At 60.4% G+C, this 18,569-nt stretch carries 18 protein-coding genes and 1 pseudogene; 11 read left to right on the forward strand and 8 right to left on the reverse strand.

Translation table 11 applies throughout. The features are described from left to right. The 4 genes from B3F77_RS00835 to B3F77_RS00850 form a co-directional block, all read left to right on the forward strand. Nucleotides 1-260, forward strand: a 260-nt coding sequence (locus B3F77_RS00835; protein WP_293603125.1) for a transposase, incomplete at its 5' end; no start/stop codon positions are given. A gap of 320 nt (nucleotides 261-580) precedes the next feature. Continuing rightward, nucleotides 581-1,387: an ice-binding family protein gene (locus tag B3F77_RS00840; protein WP_293603126.1), complete on the forward strand. Its 807-nt coding sequence runs from the start codon at nucleotides 581-583 to the stop codon at nucleotides 1,385-1,387. Nucleotides 1,388-1,570: 183 nt separating this feature from the next. Further along, nucleotides 1,571-2,074, forward strand: a complete 504-nt coding sequence (locus B3F77_RS00845) for a DUF2844 domain-containing protein (RefSeq protein WP_293603127.1) — start codon at nucleotides 1,571-1,573, stop codon at nucleotides 2,072-2,074. A 4-nt stretch (nucleotides 2,075-2,078) separates the two neighbouring features. Then, nucleotides 2,079-3,329, forward strand: a complete 1,251-nt coding sequence (locus B3F77_RS00850; protein WP_293603128.1) for a DUF3443 domain-containing protein — start codon at nucleotides 2,079-2,081, stop codon at nucleotides 3,327-3,329. Nucleotides 3,330-3,473: 144 nt separating this feature from the next. Here the strand turns inward: B3F77_RS00850 and B3F77_RS00855 are convergent. Beyond that, nucleotides 3,474-4,338, reverse strand: a pseudogene (locus B3F77_RS00855) (alpha/beta fold hydrolase); the annotation flags it as partial. Between the two features lie 210 nt (nucleotides 4,339-4,548). Between B3F77_RS00855 and B3F77_RS00860 the strand changes: the two are divergent. The 4 genes from B3F77_RS00860 to B3F77_RS00875 are packed head-to-tail and all read left to right on the forward strand — an operon-like array spanning nucleotide 4,549 to nucleotide 9,474. Then, a complete protein-coding gene (locus tag B3F77_RS00860) occupies nucleotides 4,549-5,955 on the forward strand; it encodes a class I SAM-dependent methyltransferase (RefSeq protein WP_414702932.1) in 1,407 nt (468 codons plus the stop codon). Between the two features lie 18 nt (nucleotides 5,956-5,973). Further along, entirely contained in the window at nucleotides 5,974-7,305 is a 1,332-nt protein-coding gene (locus B3F77_RS00865) for a sensor histidine kinase (RefSeq protein WP_293603129.1), read from the forward strand. A gap of 15 nt (nucleotides 7,306-7,320) precedes the next feature. Further along, nucleotides 7,321-8,496 carry a hybrid sensor histidine kinase/response regulator gene (locus B3F77_RS00870; RefSeq protein WP_293603130.1) on the forward strand — a complete coding sequence of 392 codons (1,176 nt, stop codon included), beginning with the start codon at nucleotides 7,321-7,323 and terminating at the stop codon, nucleotides 8,494-8,496. A 3-nt stretch (nucleotides 8,497-8,499) separates the two neighbouring features. Beyond that, on the forward strand, nucleotides 8,500-9,474 hold the full coding sequence (locus B3F77_RS00875; protein ID WP_293603131.1) for a response regulator: 975 nt from the start codon (nucleotides 8,500-8,502) through the stop codon (nucleotides 9,472-9,474). 90 nt (nucleotides 9,475-9,564) lie between these two features. Here B3F77_RS00875 and B3F77_RS00880 read toward each other — a convergent pair whose 3' ends face one another. The 7 genes from B3F77_RS00880 to apaG all read right to left on the reverse strand — a co-directional run bounded on the left by B3F77_RS00880 (nucleotide 9,565) and on the right by apaG (nucleotide 16,340). Then, nucleotides 9,565-10,029: a CinA family protein gene (locus B3F77_RS00880; protein WP_293603155.1), complete on the reverse strand. Its 465-nt coding sequence runs from the start codon at nucleotides 10,027-10,029 to the stop codon at nucleotides 9,565-9,567. A 38-nt stretch (nucleotides 10,030-10,067) separates the two neighbouring features. Beyond that, nucleotides 10,068-10,604, reverse strand: a complete 537-nt coding sequence (locus tag B3F77_RS00885) for a phosphatidylglycerophosphatase A family protein (RefSeq protein WP_293603132.1) — start codon at nucleotides 10,602-10,604, stop codon at nucleotides 10,068-10,070. Between the two features lie 59 nt (nucleotides 10,605-10,663). Next, complete coding sequence (locus tag B3F77_RS00890; RefSeq protein ID WP_293603133.1) at nucleotides 10,664-11,446, reverse strand: class I SAM-dependent methyltransferase; 783 nt, start codon at nucleotides 11,444-11,446, stop codon at nucleotides 10,664-10,666. A 750-nt stretch (nucleotides 11,447-12,196) separates the two neighbouring features. Continuing rightward, complete coding sequence (gene thiL / locus B3F77_RS00895; RefSeq protein ID WP_293603134.1) at nucleotides 12,197-13,192, reverse strand: thiamine-phosphate kinase; 996 nt, start codon at nucleotides 13,190-13,192, stop codon at nucleotides 12,197-12,199. A gap of 51 nt (nucleotides 13,193-13,243) precedes the next feature. Further along, nucleotides 13,244-14,383 (reverse strand): YbdK family carboxylate-amine ligase, encoded by a 1,140-nt coding sequence (locus B3F77_RS00900; protein ID WP_293603135.1) that lies wholly within the window; start codon nucleotides 14,381-14,383, stop codon nucleotides 13,244-13,246. After that, nucleotides 14,373-15,632 (reverse strand): cation:proton antiporter, encoded by a 1,260-nt coding sequence (locus B3F77_RS00905; protein WP_293603136.1) that lies wholly within the window; start codon nucleotides 15,630-15,632, stop codon nucleotides 14,373-14,375. Before B3F77_RS00905 ends, B3F77_RS00900 begins: the two co-directional genes overlap by 11 nt. Nucleotides 15,633-15,944: 312 nt before the next feature. Then, a complete protein-coding gene (gene apaG, locus B3F77_RS00910) occupies nucleotides 15,945-16,340 on the reverse strand; it encodes a Co2+/Mg2+ efflux protein ApaG (RefSeq protein WP_293603137.1) in 396 nt (131 codons plus the stop codon). Between the two features lie 100 nt (nucleotides 16,341-16,440). Between apaG and rpe the strand changes: the two genes are divergently transcribed. The 3 genes from rpe to B3F77_RS00925 all read left to right on the forward strand — a co-directional run. After that, entirely contained in the window at nucleotides 16,441-17,136 is a 696-nt protein-coding gene (gene rpe, locus B3F77_RS00915; protein ID WP_293603138.1) for a ribulose-phosphate 3-epimerase, read from the forward strand. Nucleotides 17,137-17,393: 257 nt separating this feature from the next. Further along, nucleotides 17,394-18,146 (forward strand): response regulator, encoded by a 753-nt coding sequence (locus tag B3F77_RS00920; RefSeq protein ID WP_293603139.1) that lies wholly within the window; start codon nucleotides 17,394-17,396, stop codon nucleotides 18,144-18,146. 124 nt (nucleotides 18,147-18,270) lie between these two features. Continuing rightward, nucleotides 18,271-18,569: CHASE3 domain-containing protein (locus B3F77_RS00925; protein ID WP_293603140.1), on the forward strand; the 299-nt coding region annotated here is incomplete at its 3' end.

An 18,569-nucleotide genomic window follows, 5' to 3' on the forward strand; every position in this document is an offset into this window, starting at 1 on the left:
TCAAAGCACACCGCAGTCGCTTTGTACGCGAGTACCTGGACAGCTTGGGCGGACACATCCAAATTGCATTCCTGCCGCCCTACGCACCAGACATAAATCCCGTCGAGTACCTGTGGGCTTGGCTCAAACGCCACGCCATGGCCAACTACTGTCCCAACGATCTGAGCGAACTGCATGTCACCGCGCGCAGCAAACTCAAGAGCGCTCAAAAGCGTCCCTCGATCATTGCCGCTTGTTGGAAACAGGCTACGTTGTGGTGATGTCATGAATTACGGAAGTCTCAATAATAACCCTCAGCAGAGCCGTCGCTCTGGACTTGATGCGACAGAAACCCCTCGTACGGTGCGGTCCGGCGGCGTTCGACGTGGTTCGCCATGTCTAAATGTATGTGTAGGTAAGTGTGGTAACCGTTCTGCGCAACGTGTGCCAGCGCACAGTCCATCTTGCGGCGAAGTGTAATTCTTGTAACTGTGATGCACCGCGCGAAAGCGATTGTGCAGCACCGTTTGTCTTTGAGCCGACAGTGGGTCGGTCGATCACATTGAGAATCTTTTTTTGATCAAATTAATAGGAGAATAAAATGAGTCAATTCAAGAGAAATTCCAGCGTTCTGCCCTTGTTTATGGCCTCGTTGCTGGCCGCTTTACTGGCCGGATGCGGCGGCGGAGGAGATGGTGGGCCTACAGCTACAGGCCCAAGCGCCTACAAATTGGCGTCTGTAGGAGGCGTTGGCCCGGCGCCGGTCAACCTTAGATCAGCCGGTACTTTCACGATTCTGAGCAAAACCGGGATCACCGACGTTTATGCATCTGCGATTGTTGGGGATGTTGGAACGAGCCCCATCACCGGTGCTGCTCTGCTCCTCACGTGTGGCGAAGTGACGGGGAAAGTTTACGTCGTCGATGCGGCGGGTCCTCTTCCCTGCGCGATCAATGATGCCACTACCCTGACCGCGGCGGTGCTCGACATGGAAACCGCGTACCTCGACGCTGAGGGACGCGTATCGCCCGATTTCACCGAGCTGGGCGCTGGTGAGGTGGGTGGGCTGACCCTCGCTCCTGGCCTCTACAAATGGGGCACCCCTCTTAAAATATCAACGGATGTCACGCTCAAGGGTGGTCCGAACGATGTCTGGATCTTCCAGGTGGCGGGAACCCTGAATCAGGCCAACGGTACGCGGGTGACGCTGGCTGGCGGCGCACAGGCCAAGAACATCTTCTGGCAGGTTGCTGACGCTGTGACCCTTGGCACGACCGCTCACTTTGAGGGCGTCGTGCTGGGTAAAACGCTGGTCGCCGTGAATACTGGCGCATCGGCGAACGGCAGACTGTTGGCACAAACTGCGGTCACTCTCCAAATGAACGCTGTCACACAACCCGCGCCGTAAGGACGCAAGGAGCACCATGGCCGGGACCAAGGAGACGGCAACCAATGGGTTCGTTCTTGTTTCCGGCGTGTTCGATTTACGATGAAGGGCTTACGCCGTGGCGGCGCTGATGTTGACGCATAATCACCATCGTCGCCGTCACGGTGTTCCTGCATCGCCAGGGCGGCCGGTGATGGATGACAAATGATTGACCTGAATTTCTGTACCGATAGTGTTCGAGTGCTGCTACTCGGCATAGTGCTGGCGGCCAGCGCGGGTGAGGCGGTGGCTACTCTTGGACAAGCACCCTCAACGCCCCCGGTGGCTTCACCTTCGACCCCGGTGGCGGGCGCAAGAATGCTTGCAGCCACGCCAACCGCGCGGTCCAGTCTTTACACGCTTCACGAGGTTCAGCTTGAAAATGGGACAATCGTTCGGGAATATGCAACGCCTGCGGGGCAGGTTTTCGCCGTGGCGTGGCGCGGGCCTGTATTGCCGGACCTGAGCGCATTGCTGGGTGACTATTTCAATACCTTCAAAGCCGAAACTGACCAGGCCCGCATGACGGGCAGGCGTGGTTCACCAGTGAACATTGAACGCAACGGACTGGTCGTCAGGTCCAACGGGCGCATGCGAAACTTTTTTGGACACGCTTATGCGCCTGACCTGATCCCGGCTGGTGTCAATATCAAAGATGTGCTTCAATAATTTTTTGAGTCGCGCTGTCTCGGCGGCTCTGCTTGTGACTTTGGTCACGGCTTGCGGCGGTGGCGGTGGCGGATCAACGCCTGCACTGAATAGCGTACCGGGCACGCCCACACTAAATAGTCTGCCCATTCCGCCTGCGGTGAGCAATGCGCTCAGTGTCACTGTAGACGCGGGCCCCGCTGGCACCGGCTACAACGTCAACCGCTTGTACACGGATGTCACCATCTGCCACCCGGGCAGCAGCACCCAATGCCAGACCATTGACCATGTGCTGGTGGATACCGGCTCGATGGGTTTGCGGCTTTTGTCTAGCGCGATGGCATCCACCTTGAATCTGAATCGGCAGACAGCCACCAGTGGTTTACCTTTGCTCAATTGTGCGCAGTTCGTCGACAACACTTTCACCTGGGGCCCGGTGGCGACGGCCGATATTGTGCTGGGCGGCAAGACAGCAGCCAGTGTGCCGATTCAAATCATCGCGGACCCGGCGTTTGGCAGTCTGGCAGCGGCATGTTCGACAGGCACCTTAATGAATACAGCGGCCACACTAGGTGCGAACGGCATTATTGGGCTTGGATTGCTCAAGGAAGACTGTGGGGCAAATTGCACCAACATTACCAACAACGGTTTTTATTACACATGCACCACCGCTAGCTGCACGACCACCACCGGTGCGAAGGCAAGTATTGCCCAACAGGTGAAGAATCCGGTTCCCTTGTTTGCGGCAGACAACAACGGCGTGTTGATCGACTTGCCCGCCGTCAGTTCGGCTGGCGCGTCCAGCCTGAGCGGATCGCTGATTTTTGGCATCGGCACGCAAGCGAACAACCAAATCACGTCCGGTGGTGTTCTGACGACAAGCTCTTCGGGCGACATCACCACTTTGCTTGCCGGTCAAACCCTGAACACCAGCGTCATCGACACCGGATCCAATGGCCTTTATTTTGATTCCGGCACGATACCGACCTGCGGGGGGGGCGGTAGCGCCGGTTTTTATTGTCCAAGCTCACTCATCATTTTGTCGGCAACGCTGGTAGGCGCCAATGCGGTGAGTATTCCGGTTTCGTTTTCAATTGACAACGCGTTGGCGCTGTTTGCGGATGCCACCAAGGCGGTTCTTCCGGCTTTGTCCGGGCCCATCGGTGACGCGCATACTTTTGATTGGGGCTTGCCCTTCTTTTACGGGCGCCGGGTGTTTATTGGCATCGAGGGGCAGGCATCAGCGCTTGGAACGGGCCCTTTTTATGCATTTTGAGGCCTGCTGGCCGTAAGCTCCAATTCCCCGGTTGAACCCCAGTTCAACGCTGCTTTTCGGTTATTCGAGACGAAATCGTGACGGACCGCTTCGGTCACAAACCAGCCGGATGAGTGCGGGCCAGAATGGTTCTTTGTCTTGTCCGAAAAAATCAAGCAGTGCTGCGGCGGTTGGCTGCGGCAATTCTTCCGGAATGAAATGACCGGCGGGCAGGGCCTGACCCGTTACTTGGCCCGCGCACTGCACCTGCCAGAGCCGCGAGCGGCTTGAACAGCTTGTTCACCACACCGCGCTCGCCCCACAGCACCAGCGTGTCGCAGGCGATCTTGCCGCCATCGTGAGCCTGTTGGGCGCGGCTTTCCCGGTCATGATCGAGGTCGATGCCGGCGCTGGCGCGGTAGTCTTCGCAGGCGCTGTGAATCGCCTCGGGCGTGCAGAAGCAGCGTTCGTATTCAGCCAGCGCTGCTGCTTCGATATAGCCCAAACCACTGGAGCCCCAGCCGCCGAGCTTGGCATGCAGGTAGGCCAGCGCATTGCCACCAATCATGGTTTCGGGCAGGGGGGCGGGCTGGATCAGGTGGAACCAGTGGTAGTAGGCGCGGGCAAAGGCCATGTCGGTGGCGTTGTACATGTCCAGCCTGTGCGCCACACGGCCACCGCGGTCATGGCCGCACAGGAAGAAATGGTCGATGCCCAGCGCATCCATCACAGCCACCATGTCGTGGGTCATGTTGCGCTTGCTGTAATTGCTGTGGTCGGGCAGGCCGGGTGTTTTGGAGGAATCCCCGTAGCCGCGCAGGTCGGGTATGACCAGAAAGTAGCTTTGGCTCAGGCGCTCCGCCACCCAGTGCCAGATCACATGAGATTGTGGAAAGCCGTGTAGCAACAGCAGGGCAGGGCGCTGCGGCTCGCCAAGCGTCACCTGTGAAAACCTGGCATGGATGGACGCGCCATTGACTTTGAAACGGCGCGATTCAAAGCCGTCAAACCAGTGGCTCTCTGGATTTATGCGGGTTTCCCTCCCCTGTCTGTGGTGGGTTCTGGTGGCGGGTCCGAGCATACGCCAGCGCAGCAGTAGCCGCTGCTGATGGACGCGCAGTGGGCCTTGCCTCGCGCGATGAATTTGTGGCGTGGCCTTCAATGTCACAATCTACGCTGCGTGACAAATTACCCCTTGTTGCGCCCCCGGCCTTTGCTCTCTTTAAGGACGCCTGACACCGTGCATCCCATTCGCCCTATTGATCCCGTCATCACTTTTCGTAACAGCCAGGGTGAAGCCGTTCGCGGTACGCTGACCAACGTCCAGCGCCGCTCGCTGGTAATCGAAATCTATAACCCATACTCGATTGTCCAGGTCAGCGAGGTACTCAGCGATCTCACTATACGGTCTGGCGAGCGGAGTATTTACAAGGGCAAGGCGGTGGTGACCAGCCTGCTCAATACCGGGCTGATGGCGGTGGTATCGGTGGCGCTGGTCGACGAATGGTCTGACCTGAATGTCGTGCGAGGTGACTTGTCGCGCGTGTCTGACGAGGCGCTACGCTTCGTCGACGACTGGCAAAGCCGCTTTTGCATCGGCCGCAGTTATCAGGTGGCTGTGAGCGAAGCAAGAGCCTTTCTGTCAGAAACCTCACGATGGGCAGATCAGGCTGACATGAGTGGTGTCCTGCCACTTGGCGAGGATGGGCGCATCCGCTCGGATGTGTTTCTTGACTTGGCTACGCCGATTATGGCGAAGGGGGCGGAGTACTTTGCCTGGATAGAGGACGAGACTAGGTCTGTGCCTGCAGAGGATGCTGCGGCTCACCGCAGCTTTGTGCAAGCGGCGTTGCACCCCTTGCTGCTGCGTGCCCCCTTTGTTTACCGGACTTTCGCCAAACCTCTCGGTTACGCCGGCGACTACGAGATGGTCAACCAGTTACTCGGAGATCCGCAGCAGGGAACCAGCACCTATTTCCAGGTCGTCAATGCGCAGTTTCTTCAGGCTGCCGTGGCGGAGGCGCACCGCAACCGCATCAACATTCTGGTGGACTTTCTCCACCGGGCCGCCGAGTTGGCTGAGCGGGAGCAGCGGAAGGTGCGCATCCTGAATGTCGGTTGCGGGCCAGCGGTGGAGATTCAGCGATTCATCGAGACATATCCGGATCCCGAGCGTCTGTCGTTCACCTTGGTGGATTTCAGTGAGGAAACTTTGGCGTACACGCGAGCTTGCATGGATAGCGCTGCTCGCGCGAAGGGCAAGACCGTGGATGTTCAATTCGTGCATGAGTCGGTACACGATTTACTCAAGCGCGCGGTGCGCCCCGACGCGGCAGCGGACGGTGAGCTTTTCGATTTTGTCTACTGTGCGGGCTTGTTTGACTACCTGTCGGACAAGGTTTGCGCACGGCTGTTGCAATATTTTGTGCAACGCAGCCGCGAAGGTGGGAGCATTCTCGTGACCAACGTGCATTCGAGCAACCCGCAGACGGGTGTGATGGAGCATGTCCTGGAATGGCATTTGATCTACCGCGACGAGCGCATGATCGAGTCCGTGTTGCCTTCGCCGCGTGAGGTCACCCGCATCTACACCGATGTCACGGGCGTGAATGTATTCGCCGAGTTTCGCGTCCCGACGCGGCCCTGAGCGACTACCCCCTTGCCCATGAGCCGCCGCCAGACTCTGCTCCGCTACAACCAGGCGCTGCACGATCTACGCATTGCCCACAGCAAGACGGGCTGCCTGTTTTCGATCTCGTTGGTGCTCCTGGGCGTGGGCCTGGATTACGGCATGTATCCAGGCCATCTGAAGGAATTCTTTGCCGCCCGCCTGCTGATAGCAGGGCTGACACTGCTGATTTTGCTGGCTATCCTTAGCAAGCGAGGCCAGCCGCATGTGCGTTCACTGACCTTTCTATGGCTCGCGCTGCCGCAGATGATGATCGGCTGGATGATCGCGGTGACCGATGGCTCGGCCTCCATCTACTTCGTAGGGCTGCAACTCGCCTTTTTTGGCGGGAGCATGATCATCCCGGTAAATCACCTCGAGGGTTTGGGGTACGGTTTGTTTACTGATATTGTGTACTCACTGGCCTGTTATTTTCATCCAGGTGGAATCCAGGACTCAGGGCAATTCATGTCCAACCTCTTGTTCTTATCGTTTGCGGCAGTCATTTCAGCGGGGGCCGCCTATTTCACCGAGCTGGGCCGCATGCGCATGTTCTCGCTGCAAGAGCAGGTGGCGGCGCAAAATGACGCCCTGCAAAAGACCAACACCGCCCTCGCCGAAGTCAAAGGCCAGCTCATCCAGCGTGAAAAAATGGCGGCCTTGGGCACTTTGTCGGCGGGCCTGCTGCATGAGGTCAACAACCCGGTGAACTACAGCCTGATGGCGATCAACATGGCCTTGACGGATCCGGCCGCCGCGCAAAGCGCCGAACTCAAGGAGAGCCTGACCGACGCGCACGAGGGCATGCAGCGCGTGCAAAATATTGTGTCCGACCTCAAAACCTTTGCCTACCAAAAGCCCGGCGTGGACAGCCAGCGTATGTTTCTGCTCGAAAAAGCCATTCAGTCAGCGTTGCGCCTGACCAGTTTTGACCTCAAGGGTATCGAGGTGGACCTTGCGCTGCCGCAAGACACGCATGTGATGGGCGATGAGCCGGCCATCATTGGCGTGCTGATCAACCTGCTGAGCAATGCCGCGCAGGCCTTGCATCGCGCCGGGCGTGAGCAGCCGCGCATCTCCCTGCGCGGCGAACACCGCGGCGGCCGACTCTGGCTGGCGGTGCGCGACAACGGCACCGGCATTGCGCCCGAGAACATCGGCCGCGTGCTTGAGCCCTTCTTTACCACCCGCGATGTGGGCGCCGGTCTGGGCCTGGGCTTGAGCGTGAGCTATGGCATCATCCAGCGCCATGGGGGCCTGCTGTCGGTCACCAGCGAGTTCGGCGCGTGGACCGAATTTTCCTTTGACCTTGCGACGCCTCAGCCCTGAACGATGACGACTGCCATGCCACTGCCCCCAGTTTCCCAGGACGCCTGCGCGATCCTGTTTGTTGACGACGAGCCCCAAACGTGCAAGTGGTTCGCCCGCCTGTTTTCTGATGAATTTTCCATTCTTACAGCGGGCGGCGTTGACGAGGCGCTGCAAACGCTGCGCGAGCGCGGCTCGGCTATCGCGGTGTTGGTGACCGACTACCGTATGCCAGGCCGCGACGGCCTGGCCTTGCTGTGCGCGGCTCAGCGCGAACACCGGCATGTGGTGCGGCTACTGGCCACGGCCTATGCCGAAAAAGACGTGGCCATCGCAGCGATCAACCAGGGTCGGGTGCAGCGGATTCTGGAAAAACCATTTGACGATACGCAGGTGCGCGAGGCGCTTCGCGAAGCCCTGGAAACCTACCGCGAGCGCGAGCGCGAGCATTCCCTCGTTGAAGGCCGGGCGGCCGCGATGCGCGAGACGCTGGGCTTTCTCGCGCACGAGTTGAACACCCCGCTGGCGACGGTGCTCGGCTACATGGAGGCGCTCAAAGATCGCCATCGCACCCCTGGCTCGGACGCGCCGCCTGGCGTTGCGCAGATTGCCGAAAATCGCCCCGGCGACACGCTCACGATGATCGAGGCGGCTGAGCGCCGGGCGCTGTACGCGCTGTCGCTAGTGGCCACCTTTGTGCAGTCGGCGCGTGACGCCTACCCCGGTGCCGCGCCGGCGCCGCTGCGGGCGAGCCGCCTTGTGAAGGCGCTGTTGGACGAGTACCCCTTTGAGGACGACGAGCGCGCTTGGGTGAGCGCCGATCTGCGTGCCGATTTTGAGCTGCCCGGACAGCGCGACCTGCTCTACCTTGTGCTGTGTAGCCTGACCAAGAACGCGCTGCTCGCGCTGCGCGGTGGGCCGCAATCCAGCTTGCACATCACGCTGGAACGCAGCGCGAGCGCGCAAGACGGCGCGCCGCAAGCGGCCATACGTTTCACCGACAATGGGCCGGGCATCGCGCCCGGGATTCTCGAGCGGCTGACGCGCGAGCCTGTGACCACGCGCGCCGCGCAAGGCGGCAGCGGCATGGGACTGCTGTTTTGCCGGCGCGTGGTGCAGTCCATGGGTGGGCTCATCGAGGTCCGCTCCGAACTGGGGCGCGGCACCAGCGTCACACTGCTATTCAAACCTGATGCAAACCTGGAAAGCTGAACCATGAGTCCGAACAAAATTCTTTTCGTTGACGACGAACCCATGGCGCTCAAATACTTTGAGCGCCTGGTCAGCCCCCTGGCGCCTGTGATCACCGCTTCGTCGGTCGAGCAAGGCAAGGCCGTTCTGCGCGAGCGTGGCGGCGAGATTGCGGTGCTGGTGTCCGACCAGCGCATGCCGGGCGCGCATGGCAACGAACTGCTGCGCTTCGCGCGCGAATTTCATCCGCGCATTGTGCGCATGCTCACCACCGCCTACTCCGAAATCGGCGAGGCGATCGAGGCCATCAACAGCGGCGAAATCTACCGCTACATCACCAAGCCGTGGGAGCTGGGCAGCCTGCACGCCGATCTCAGGAATGCGCTGGAGCTGGCCGAGCTGCGCAACGAGCGTGACCATCTGGTGCGCGAGAAGCTGCTGGTGCAGCAGCAGCAATTGCTGGGCAGCCGCCTGGCCAGCCTTGCCATGCTGGGCGCGGGTTTCGTGCGCGGCGACAGCAGCGCCGCCATGCACCGCTATGCGCGCGCCGCGCTGGCGGCGGGCTGCAGCGTGCCCGCCACGCCCTGGCATCAGTGGGACCATGCCGGCCTCTTGCAAGCCGAGGCGCAACGCGGCATCGCCATTGCCCAGGGCTTGGGACGCTGGCAGGCCGAGTTTGGCGAGGACCGCACGCCCGAGCGCGCCTTTGCACTGTTGGCGCAGGCGCTCGGTGCGCAGGCTCAAGGTCCGGGCGTGCGCCTGTCTTCAGCCGCGCCCTTGACGGCCTTGCTGGACGCCGCGCCGGGCGAGATGCCCCAGGCCGCCGAAACGGCGTGGCTGGCCTGGCTATTGTGGTGGGACGCGCCGGTTCAGGTGCAGGCGAGTGCAGGTGGGGATGCGGGCGGCTGGACCCTGCAAGCCCTTAGCGCTGATAGCACTGAGCCCGCGCCGCCGCACGATTGGCTGGAGCGCATGATCGAGCAAATGACAGAGGTATAGCAGCCTGATTTGATTAAAAGTTCTGCGTCGGGTGTGAGGCGCTCAGGCAGCGCCGGCAGCCGATAACGACCAGAGCCTGTAGCCGCGCGCCTACTTCAGCAAGGCCACCAGCCCTTGCAAGGCATGGCGCACCGTGGCCTGACGCACCTGGCGCCGGTCGCCTTCGAAGCGGTGTGTCTCACTGACGATGCCGGCGGGCGTGGCCCAGCCAAAGCACACGGTGCCCACGGGTTTGGCTGCGCTGCCGCCGGTGGGTCCTGCCACGCCGGTGACCGCCACAGCCACCTGGGCGCTGGAGTGGCGAACAGCCCCTTGCACCATGGCCCGCGCGACCTCTTCGCTGACCGCGCTGCAGCGCTCAATCAGCGCAGCATCGACGCCCAGCAGTTCCGTTTTGGCGGCGTTGGAGTAGGTGACAAAGCCGCGCTCAAACCACGCGCTGGAGCCCGCCAGGTCGGTGCAGGCCGCCGAGATCAGGCCGCCGGTGCAGCTTTCCGCAGTGGCCATCATCCATTGTTTTTTATGAAGAAAATCGGCTATTTGCCCAATAAGCACGGGTACAGGAAGCTCTTCTTTTGATAGCAACTCGCTGTTCACCAGAATCTCCAGAGGGCGATCACCAGCAGGGTGCAAAACGCCGCCACGATATCGTCAAACAAAATGCCAAAGCCGCCGCGCCAGCTGAAGCCCTTGAAGGCTTCGTCAGCCCAGCCCACCGGTCCGGGTTTGGCGGCGTCAAAAAACCTGAACAGCCCAAACGCCACCAGTTGCCCCCAAAAGCCAGCAGGCGTCACCAGCCACAGCACCAACCAGAACGCCGCCACTTCGTCCCAGACAATGCTGCCGGGGTCTGCTACCTGCATGTTTCGGGCTGTCACGGTGCAAGCCCACCAGCCCACCAGCACGGACGCTGCGATCAGCCAGCCCATCTCGGCAGGCGACAGCCAGCGCTGCAGCACCAGAAACGCCAGCCAGGCCCAGAGCGTGCCGGCGGTTCCGGGCGCCACCGGGCTGAGGCCCGAGCCAAAACCCAGTGCGATGAAATGCGCGGGGTGCGCCAGTAAAAACTTTGCAGTGGGTCGGTGTATGGCCGCGCGGGGGGGCTCTGTCGACAAAGATATATCGGTCATGGGCGGCTCCTGCTGCGCGGCTGCGCCCGATGGCCAATGGTGATTTTGCAATGCAGCGCTTACCCGGCCTTTTGCGAATCGTGAAACCCGACCATCCCGCCCCAGATGCTCGTCCTGCAGGTCACGTTGGCAAAGCCGACCAACCGGAACACCTCGGACAATTCATTCGGCGTATAAAAATGTTCGATGGCATCCTTGAAATACTCGCCACAGTTGCGCGAGGCTTCGGTAGAACGAAAGACCAATGCCGTCCAGGCAACCGACATGCGCAGGAAGCGAAGATAAAACCATTCAACCATGGGCGTGCTCGGTTTGAGCATGTCACAGTGATAGAAATGCCCGCCCGGTTTCAGAACACGCAGGATCTCGGGCAGGACCTTGTCCAATTGCAGATGGCGCGAGGCGGCCTGCAGCGTGATCACATCAAAGGAGTTGTCGGGGAACGGGAGCGTATGGACATCCTGAACGAGGCTCTTGATCTTGACGTTGTATTTTGCGGCGCGGCGCTGCCCTTCTGCCTGCATTTCCTTGCTGCGATCAATCGCGGTCACGGAAATGTCGGCTTGCTTTTGCAGCAGCCTGATGCCCACGTCATTGGTGCCGGCACACACGTCGAGCGTCTTGTAGCCCGGGCGCAGTTTGATCGTGTTGATGAATTGCCACACCCACAATTCCCACAAGCCAAGGCTCGCCACAATATTCCCAGAACGATAGTATTGGGGAACATCTTCAAAAACCTTGGGAATAAATTCTTTCCAGGTGTGCGAAAAAAGTGAGCGCCGCTTCTGTTCTCGCTGCTCAAATATTCCCGATGTAATTGACGTGGACGTGCTTGTTTCCATAAAAAAATCTCCAATAATTTGACACGAGAAAAATATTCAAAGCCACTTCCTGCAAGCCCTGCGCAACAGCGTCATTGCCCCATAGAAAATTCCAAGAACTGTTAATTTTACAAAGTCTCTCAAACAAGATCGCCCCACCGGACGATCTTGTTTATTCCCGGGTCTGAAAACCAGACCCGTTTCAAGCGGAATGGCGGGGGTCACGTCAGCTTGACGGCATTAATATCAGCCTTGGCGCCCTCCTTGACGCCGAGCCTCAGGGTTTTCACAAACGACACCTGGTGGCCGCAGCATCATTGTGCGTGTGTTCATTCATTCATTTATTCATTCATTCATTCATTCATTCATTCATCTGAATCCATGCCACGCAGCAGAATGAGCGACAGCGCGATGCCGGTTTGCTCCGGCGTCATGCCGAACTCCTTTGTTTGGGAAGGTTTTGAATAACCGCCGACGTTCGCACCATAAGAGGATGAACACCAGGGAATTCAGTAGCGCGAGAGGCCAGAGCCTGTAAGCGCAAGAAAGCCGATCAATATCCACTTGCCGCGGCGGATAGGTTGCTATTTCAGGTGGTTTCAATTCTGCGCGAGCTCCATCAGTGCCGGTCTTGTCAGAGACCTCCAAAGAAGTGTACTTTCATGGGGTTTCGGGCAGTTGATGCAAGTCAAAATATACCTAGATAGAGGGCGCCCGCAACAGTCGCCAGGCAACCGAATGCCGTATGCGGTGTAACCCCACACTATCGACTCAGGCAAAGTGGTCAAACGAAGAGAATCGGCTGGGCAGGGCATGTGCGCGGTTTCCGTGGTCATCAATCAGCCGCATACCGGGTTCGTGGTCTATGCGGCCGATGCGGGTGACGGTCGTGTGGGCTTGGCGTGAGGCGGCCTGCACGGCCTCACGAGCGGAGGCGGGCGCGGTGAAAAGCAACTCGTAATCGTCACCGCCGGCCATCACGTATTCCAGCTGTTTTTCAAAGGAAATAATGCCATTAGTCCAATCGGGACGGGTGCAGGCAGCTATTAAATTAATAGCATTTGAAGTGTTGATTGTGGCGCCCACGCCGGAAGCCTGCAGGATGTGCTGCAGGTCGCCGAGCAAGCCGTCGCTCACATCAATTGCCGCAGAGGCCACGCTGCGCAGCGCCTGGCCCAGCGCGACGCGCGGTATGGGTTGCTCTAGTCGGCATCTGGCCTGTGCGAGCACCTCAGCGGGCAACTTGACCGTACCGCGCAGAGCATCCAGCGCCAGCCGGGCATCGCCCAGCGTGCCGCTCACGTACACATCGTCGTCCGCCTTGGCGCCCGAGCGCAGCAGTGCCTGGCTCTTGCCGTTGATGACGGGCACTTCGCCAAACACCGTGATGCAGATATTGCGCGGCCCTTGCGTGGTGTCGCCGCCTACGAGTTCGCAGCCGTGGGCGTCGGCCAGCGCGAAAAGGCCGCGCGAGAAAGGTGCCAGCCAGGCCTCATCGGCTTCAGGCAAGGCCAGGGCCAGCGTGAAAGCCAGCGGTGTGGCGCCGCAGGCGGCCAGGTCGCTCAGGTTCACCGCCAGCGCTTTGTGGCCGAGCGTGAAAGGGTCCACGTCAGGGAAAAAGTGCCGGCCTTCCACCAGCATGTCGCTGGAGATGGCCAGTTGCGTTCCGGGCGCGGGCTGCAGCAGTGCGCAGTCGTCACCCACGCCCAGCGCGGCCCGCGCCGTGGGGCGTGTGAAATAGCGCGCAATCAAGTCAAATTCACCCATGGCGCCAAGCATACAGGCAGTGCCGGGGTCGGTCGGCCCGGCCCGGGTGGCTCAGGGCTGCTGCGCGTGCGTTACCCCACCGCGAAAGCGCTCGGCCGCCTGCCGGATGACTTCAGCCAGCAGGCGTTCTTCGCCCTGCTTTTCGCGCAGCCAGCGTGCGTCGTTGTAGCCGCGGTCCACGCTGCTGCGCAGCTGATAGATGGATGCGCTGGCGCCGACGCTAGCGGCGTGCCGCTGGATCTGGCTCATGGTCATAAGAATGTGCTCGCGCAGCGGCATATGGCTGCCGGTGGCCGGGTCCACATAGACCGCATCCAGCCCGAAGCGGCAGGCCTGGAAACGGTTGTAGGTATAGACCAGGTAGTCGTCTTCGGTCGGCATGAAGGGCTGCTCGTTCATGAACCATGACGCCAGCGACTGCACGTACCCGGACAGCGCGGCGGCGCGCTCCACGGTGAGCGGCGTGTCAAACACACGGATCTCGATGGTGCCAAATTCCGGCTTGGGCCGGATGTCCCAGTAGAAATCCTTCATGCTCTTGACCACGCCGGTGTGGGTCATCTTGTTGAAGTACACCGTGAAGTCATCCCAGGTCAACGCAAACGGGGCGCGGCCCGACAGCGGAAAGGCGAACACCGAGTTGAGCCGCGCCGAGTCAAACGCCGTGTCCTGGCCCTGCACATAAGGCGATGAGGCCGACAAGGCGATGAAGTGCGGGATATAGCGTGACATGCGGTGCAGCGTGAGCAGCGCACTGTCGGCGTCCGGGCAGCCCACATGCACGTGCTGGCCAAAAATGGTGAACTGCTTGGAGAGATAACCGTAGAGCTCGGACAGCTCGCGAAAACGCGGCTTGTCATAAATGCGGCGCTCGTGCCACTGCTGGAAGGGGTGGGTGCCGCCGCCGACCACGGCAATATTGAGCATGTCGGCGCTTTTTACCAGCGCATCGCGGATTTGCGAGAGCTGGCCCAGCACCTCCGACGACGACTGACAAACGCCGGTGGAAATTTCAATCATGCTTGACGTCATTTCCGGCACCACGGCGCCGGGCAGCGGTATTTTTTTCATCAGGCGAAGCATGTCTTCGGCGTAGGGGGCAAGGTCGTAGTCGTGCGTGTTCACGAGCTGCAGCTCAAGCTCCACACCCAGTGACAGGGCGGCAGATTTCTGGAAGGGCTCAAGGCTCATGGACGGGTCCTGTTGAGGGGCCGCGCGTCAGTGGCGCCCAGGGTTTTGAGCTTTCACCGGCGCGGTAAATGGCTACGGTGGCCAACACCGCGCCCAGCACCTCCATCAGCAAAATGGCGGGCAAAGCCACGCTTGCGATCTGGCGCCCGAGTGGTCCGGAAGCGGCCGCATACTGTGACACCAGCAGCAGCGCCACCGACGACATGGGCGACATGGCGCAGCCGACCCACAAGGCCTGCTTCCAGCTCGCACCGCTGCCGACATTGCCGAGCGCAACGCCCACAATCTTGGCCAGCATCCGGCCAATGATCAGCGCCAAGACCAGGCCGGCCACGGGTCGGCTCCAATCGGCCTGCGCGGCCACCACGGACACCAGAACAAACATCAGCATGGTAAGCATGGACGACGCCGTGCCCATTTGCCGGGGCCAGGACCAGGGGCGTGGGTTGAGCTGTTTGAGCAGCATGCCCCCCAGCAGCGCCGCCAGCGGTGCCGAGCCGCCAAAGTTGGCTGCCAGCGCAGCACCCGCAGCGATCAGTGCGAGCAGCAGGATGGCGGTGTTCTCGCTGGTCGGGCTCATGACGCGCAGCGCGGTGCGCAGCGTGAGGGCCAGCACCGCGCCCACCACCACCGACAAGCCGAGGACCACGAGTACCGGGTAGAGCGTACTCGAGAGGCCCGCCTCGCCCCGGGGCATCATGCCGGCACGGGCGCTGCAAAGGGTGAGGGCATACAAGGTGCTGAGGGTGGACAGCACCATCGCGCGTTCCGTCACCGGGCCGGCGGCCCGCGTGTCCATGACCACGCGTGACAGCACGGCGGGCGAAGCGGCCATGGCCAGCAGGGCGAGTGATTCGGCGACCACCTCGCGTACCCCCATCCGGCCCAGCACCCAGTGAACCAGAATGAAAGTCAGCGTGGATTCCGCCAGACTTTGCACCAGCACCATGGGATTGTGGCGAAACCAGCGCAAGGGGATGCGGCCGCCCGCCTCAAACAGCACCACGGCCACGCCCAGCTCCAGCAAAAAGAGCCCGATACCCTGCAAGGGCCAGACCGCGCCGGTAAATCCGGCCAGACCCGCAAAGGCGCCGACCACGGAATAGCCGATGACCTTGGGCAGGCCGGTGTAGCGGTTGACGAGATGGCCCGCCGCCGCGGCCAGTGCCAGCAAAATCGACCATTGCACGGTAGGCAATCCGGCCGATGGCTTGATCCATTCAGCCCAGATGGCCAGGATTTCATTCATACGGGGTGGTCTCCACACTATGGGTTGGGACTTTTGCAGCCAGGCCGGTTGATGGGGCATGGTGCGCATTGGGTTGGCTGGCCGTTATGGCACCAAGACCGGCGGTGAACGCCGGGGGCAGTCAGAGAAAAAAACGATGTCGGGTAAGTTTACATGCATCAAGACAGCCATCATGTAAGAAAAGGCCGACACCGGACCGGGCCAATAATCCAGCGCTCTGCGAGAACGTGCTTTTTCATGTATCAATATTCATGCGGCCTGCTGTGTTGAAGTAAGCGGTCAACTGCCGTTTCCAGGTTTAACGCAATAGGGTCAATGCAACACGCGGCTGGGCGGGCTGCTGCCATGGTTCGCCTCCAGCATAAACATTGGGATCGGCACCTCAAAGCGCTCACCATCTTCGGCTACGAAAAAATAACTGCCATGCATGGTGCCGCTGGCGGTGCGCAGGCGGGAGCCGCTGGTGTACTGGAACGATTCACCAGGTTTGAGCAGTGGCTGATGACCCACCACACCCAGTCCCTTGACCTCTTCGGTGTGGCCGTTGGCGTCGCTGATGATCCAATGGCGGGAAATCAGCTGGGCGGGCACCTCGCCAGTGTTGGTGACCGTGACGGTGTAGGAAAACCCATAGACCGAATCTTCCGGCGCTGACTGGTCAGGCAGGTAGTGTGGGGTAACTTCGCAGGAAAATTGGTATTTAGGCATGACAGGAAAAAGCAGTGGGTTTGCATGTTAACCGCCCAGCTCATCGCTACCCGGACGCTGCAACATGACCTTACAGTCGCTTGCTGCGACAATCTTGCGCATGAGCAAAACCACGCCGCCTGCCTACCGGATTGCCCCGTCCATTTTGTCCGCCGACTTTGCCCGCCTGGGCGACGAACTCAAAGCCGTCATTGCGTCTGGCGCTGACTGGATCCACTTTGACGTGATGGACAACCATTACGTGCCCAACCTGACTTTTGGGCCCATGATTTGCCAGGCGCTCAAACCGTATGCCAAAAAAGCCGATGCCTCGGCGGTGCCGATGGATGTGCACTTGATGGTGCAGCCGGTCGATGCGCTGGCTGCCGCGTTTGCCGATGCCGGTGCCGACCTGATCAGTTTTCACCCAGAAGCTTCCGGCCATGTGCATCGTAGCGTGCAGGCCATCAAGGCAAAGGGCTGCAAGGCCGGGCTGGTGTTCAACCCGGCCTCGTCCCTGGAGGTGCTGGACTGGGTCATCGACGACATCGACCTGATTCTGGTCATGAGCGTCAACCCGGGATTTGGCGGGCAGGGCTTTATCGATTCGGCGCTACGCAAGATTGAGCAGGCACGAAAACGCATTGATGCGTCGGGCCGGGACATTCGCCTCGAAGTCGACGGCGGTATCAAAATCGACAACATTGCGCGCGTGGCCTCGGCAGGGGCGGACACTTTTGTGGCTGGCAGCGCCATTTTTGGTAAACCGGACTACCGGGTGGTGATCGACGCGATGCGGGCAGCGTTGGCAAAGTGATGTAGCGTGCCCGCGCACCGTTCTGAATCCGTCGGCCAGTGGCCCGGGCGCTCGCGCGGGATGGGTTTCAAGGCGCCTGAGCCAGCCCTCCATCAAGGCTGGCAGCGCGAAATTGTTGATGGCCTGCCGCCGCTGGCCATTCAGCGGTGACCGTTGCGGCGTCGGGGCCATCGCAGCCAGCAGGTATACAGTAAGCACTAGAATTTGACAGCGCCCAGGCGCATGTCACTCCCCTTATCCACGACAGGCGCTACGCTATGCACTACAACGATGTTTATGCGGTTACGCCCAAAGGCGAACAAGAGCTGCGCGGTTCGGCCACCACGATTTCGCCACCCGAGGTCGAATTGCTGGTGCGCCTTAACGGCGTTTTGACGCTGGTCCAGATTCAGCAGGGCATGAGCGCGGCCGCTGTCGCTACCTTCGACAAAACCCTTGAGATGCTGGTCGGCAAGGGACTTGCGGCAGTTGTCCAGCCGGACCCTTTCGCTGCATCGCTGCAATTCCGGTTCAGCCCATTGGCGCTGACTGAATCCGGCGCTGAAGCCGATAGGTGCGCTGAGTCACTGAAGACCGCGCACTACTATGTCCGTATTGCGAGGAAACGGGGTTCGCCTCGCGTGCGTGCGGCGGGCGAGCGCTTGTCGGCCATCATCGTTGACGATGAGCCGCAGCTGGCCAAATTCCTGAGCCACTACCTGACGTTTGAGGGGTTTGATGTGCGGGTGGCCGGCTCCCGCGCCGAGATCGTGGCGGAGTTTCGCAAAAAACCGATTCCTGATCTGGTGCTTCTCGATGTGATGCTTCCCGATGCGGATGGTTTTGATATCCTGCTCAGAATCCGTTCCGATCCGGCACTCAAGGACGTGCCCGTCATCATGCTGACTGCCAAGGCATCCCGGGAAGCCGTTCTCAAGGGGCTGGCGGGGGGCGCTGACGGCTATGTCACAAAGCCGGTCGAAATAGATTCCTTGCTCCAGGCGATGCGCACCGTTGTAGGCTTGCAATAATTCACAGGCCCTGCGCGAGGACCGTGCATCTGGGCGCATCCGCATAAGCGGACCAAGCATGGTTTGTGCTGTTTTCCTGATCGCTTGCCTTGCCGCACTCGGTTAAATGACGAGATTGACCAACATGAAGCTAGCCTTTCGTCCAAGCATCAACCTTGCCTTGTGCATGGGGCTGAGCCTGATTGTCCTGAGTATCGCCACGTCATACAGCACTATCAATTTGCTGATCAGCAAAGTGCAGCAGGAAACCCAGACACATGAAACGGCCGTTCTTCTGGAGCGGGTCGTCTCCGAGTTCGAAACTGCAGAGTCCTTGCAGCGGCGCTATCTGCTCACCAACAGCGCGCAGGACCTGGCCGCCTACCAGCAAGCGGGGGCAGGACTCCAACAGGCGCTGCGGCGGGGGCATGCCGCGCAAGCCGT

The organism is Polaromonas sp. UBA4122 (assembly GCA_002381615.1).
GTDB lineage: Bacteria > Pseudomonadota > Gammaproteobacteria > Burkholderiales > Burkholderiaceae_C > Polaromonas.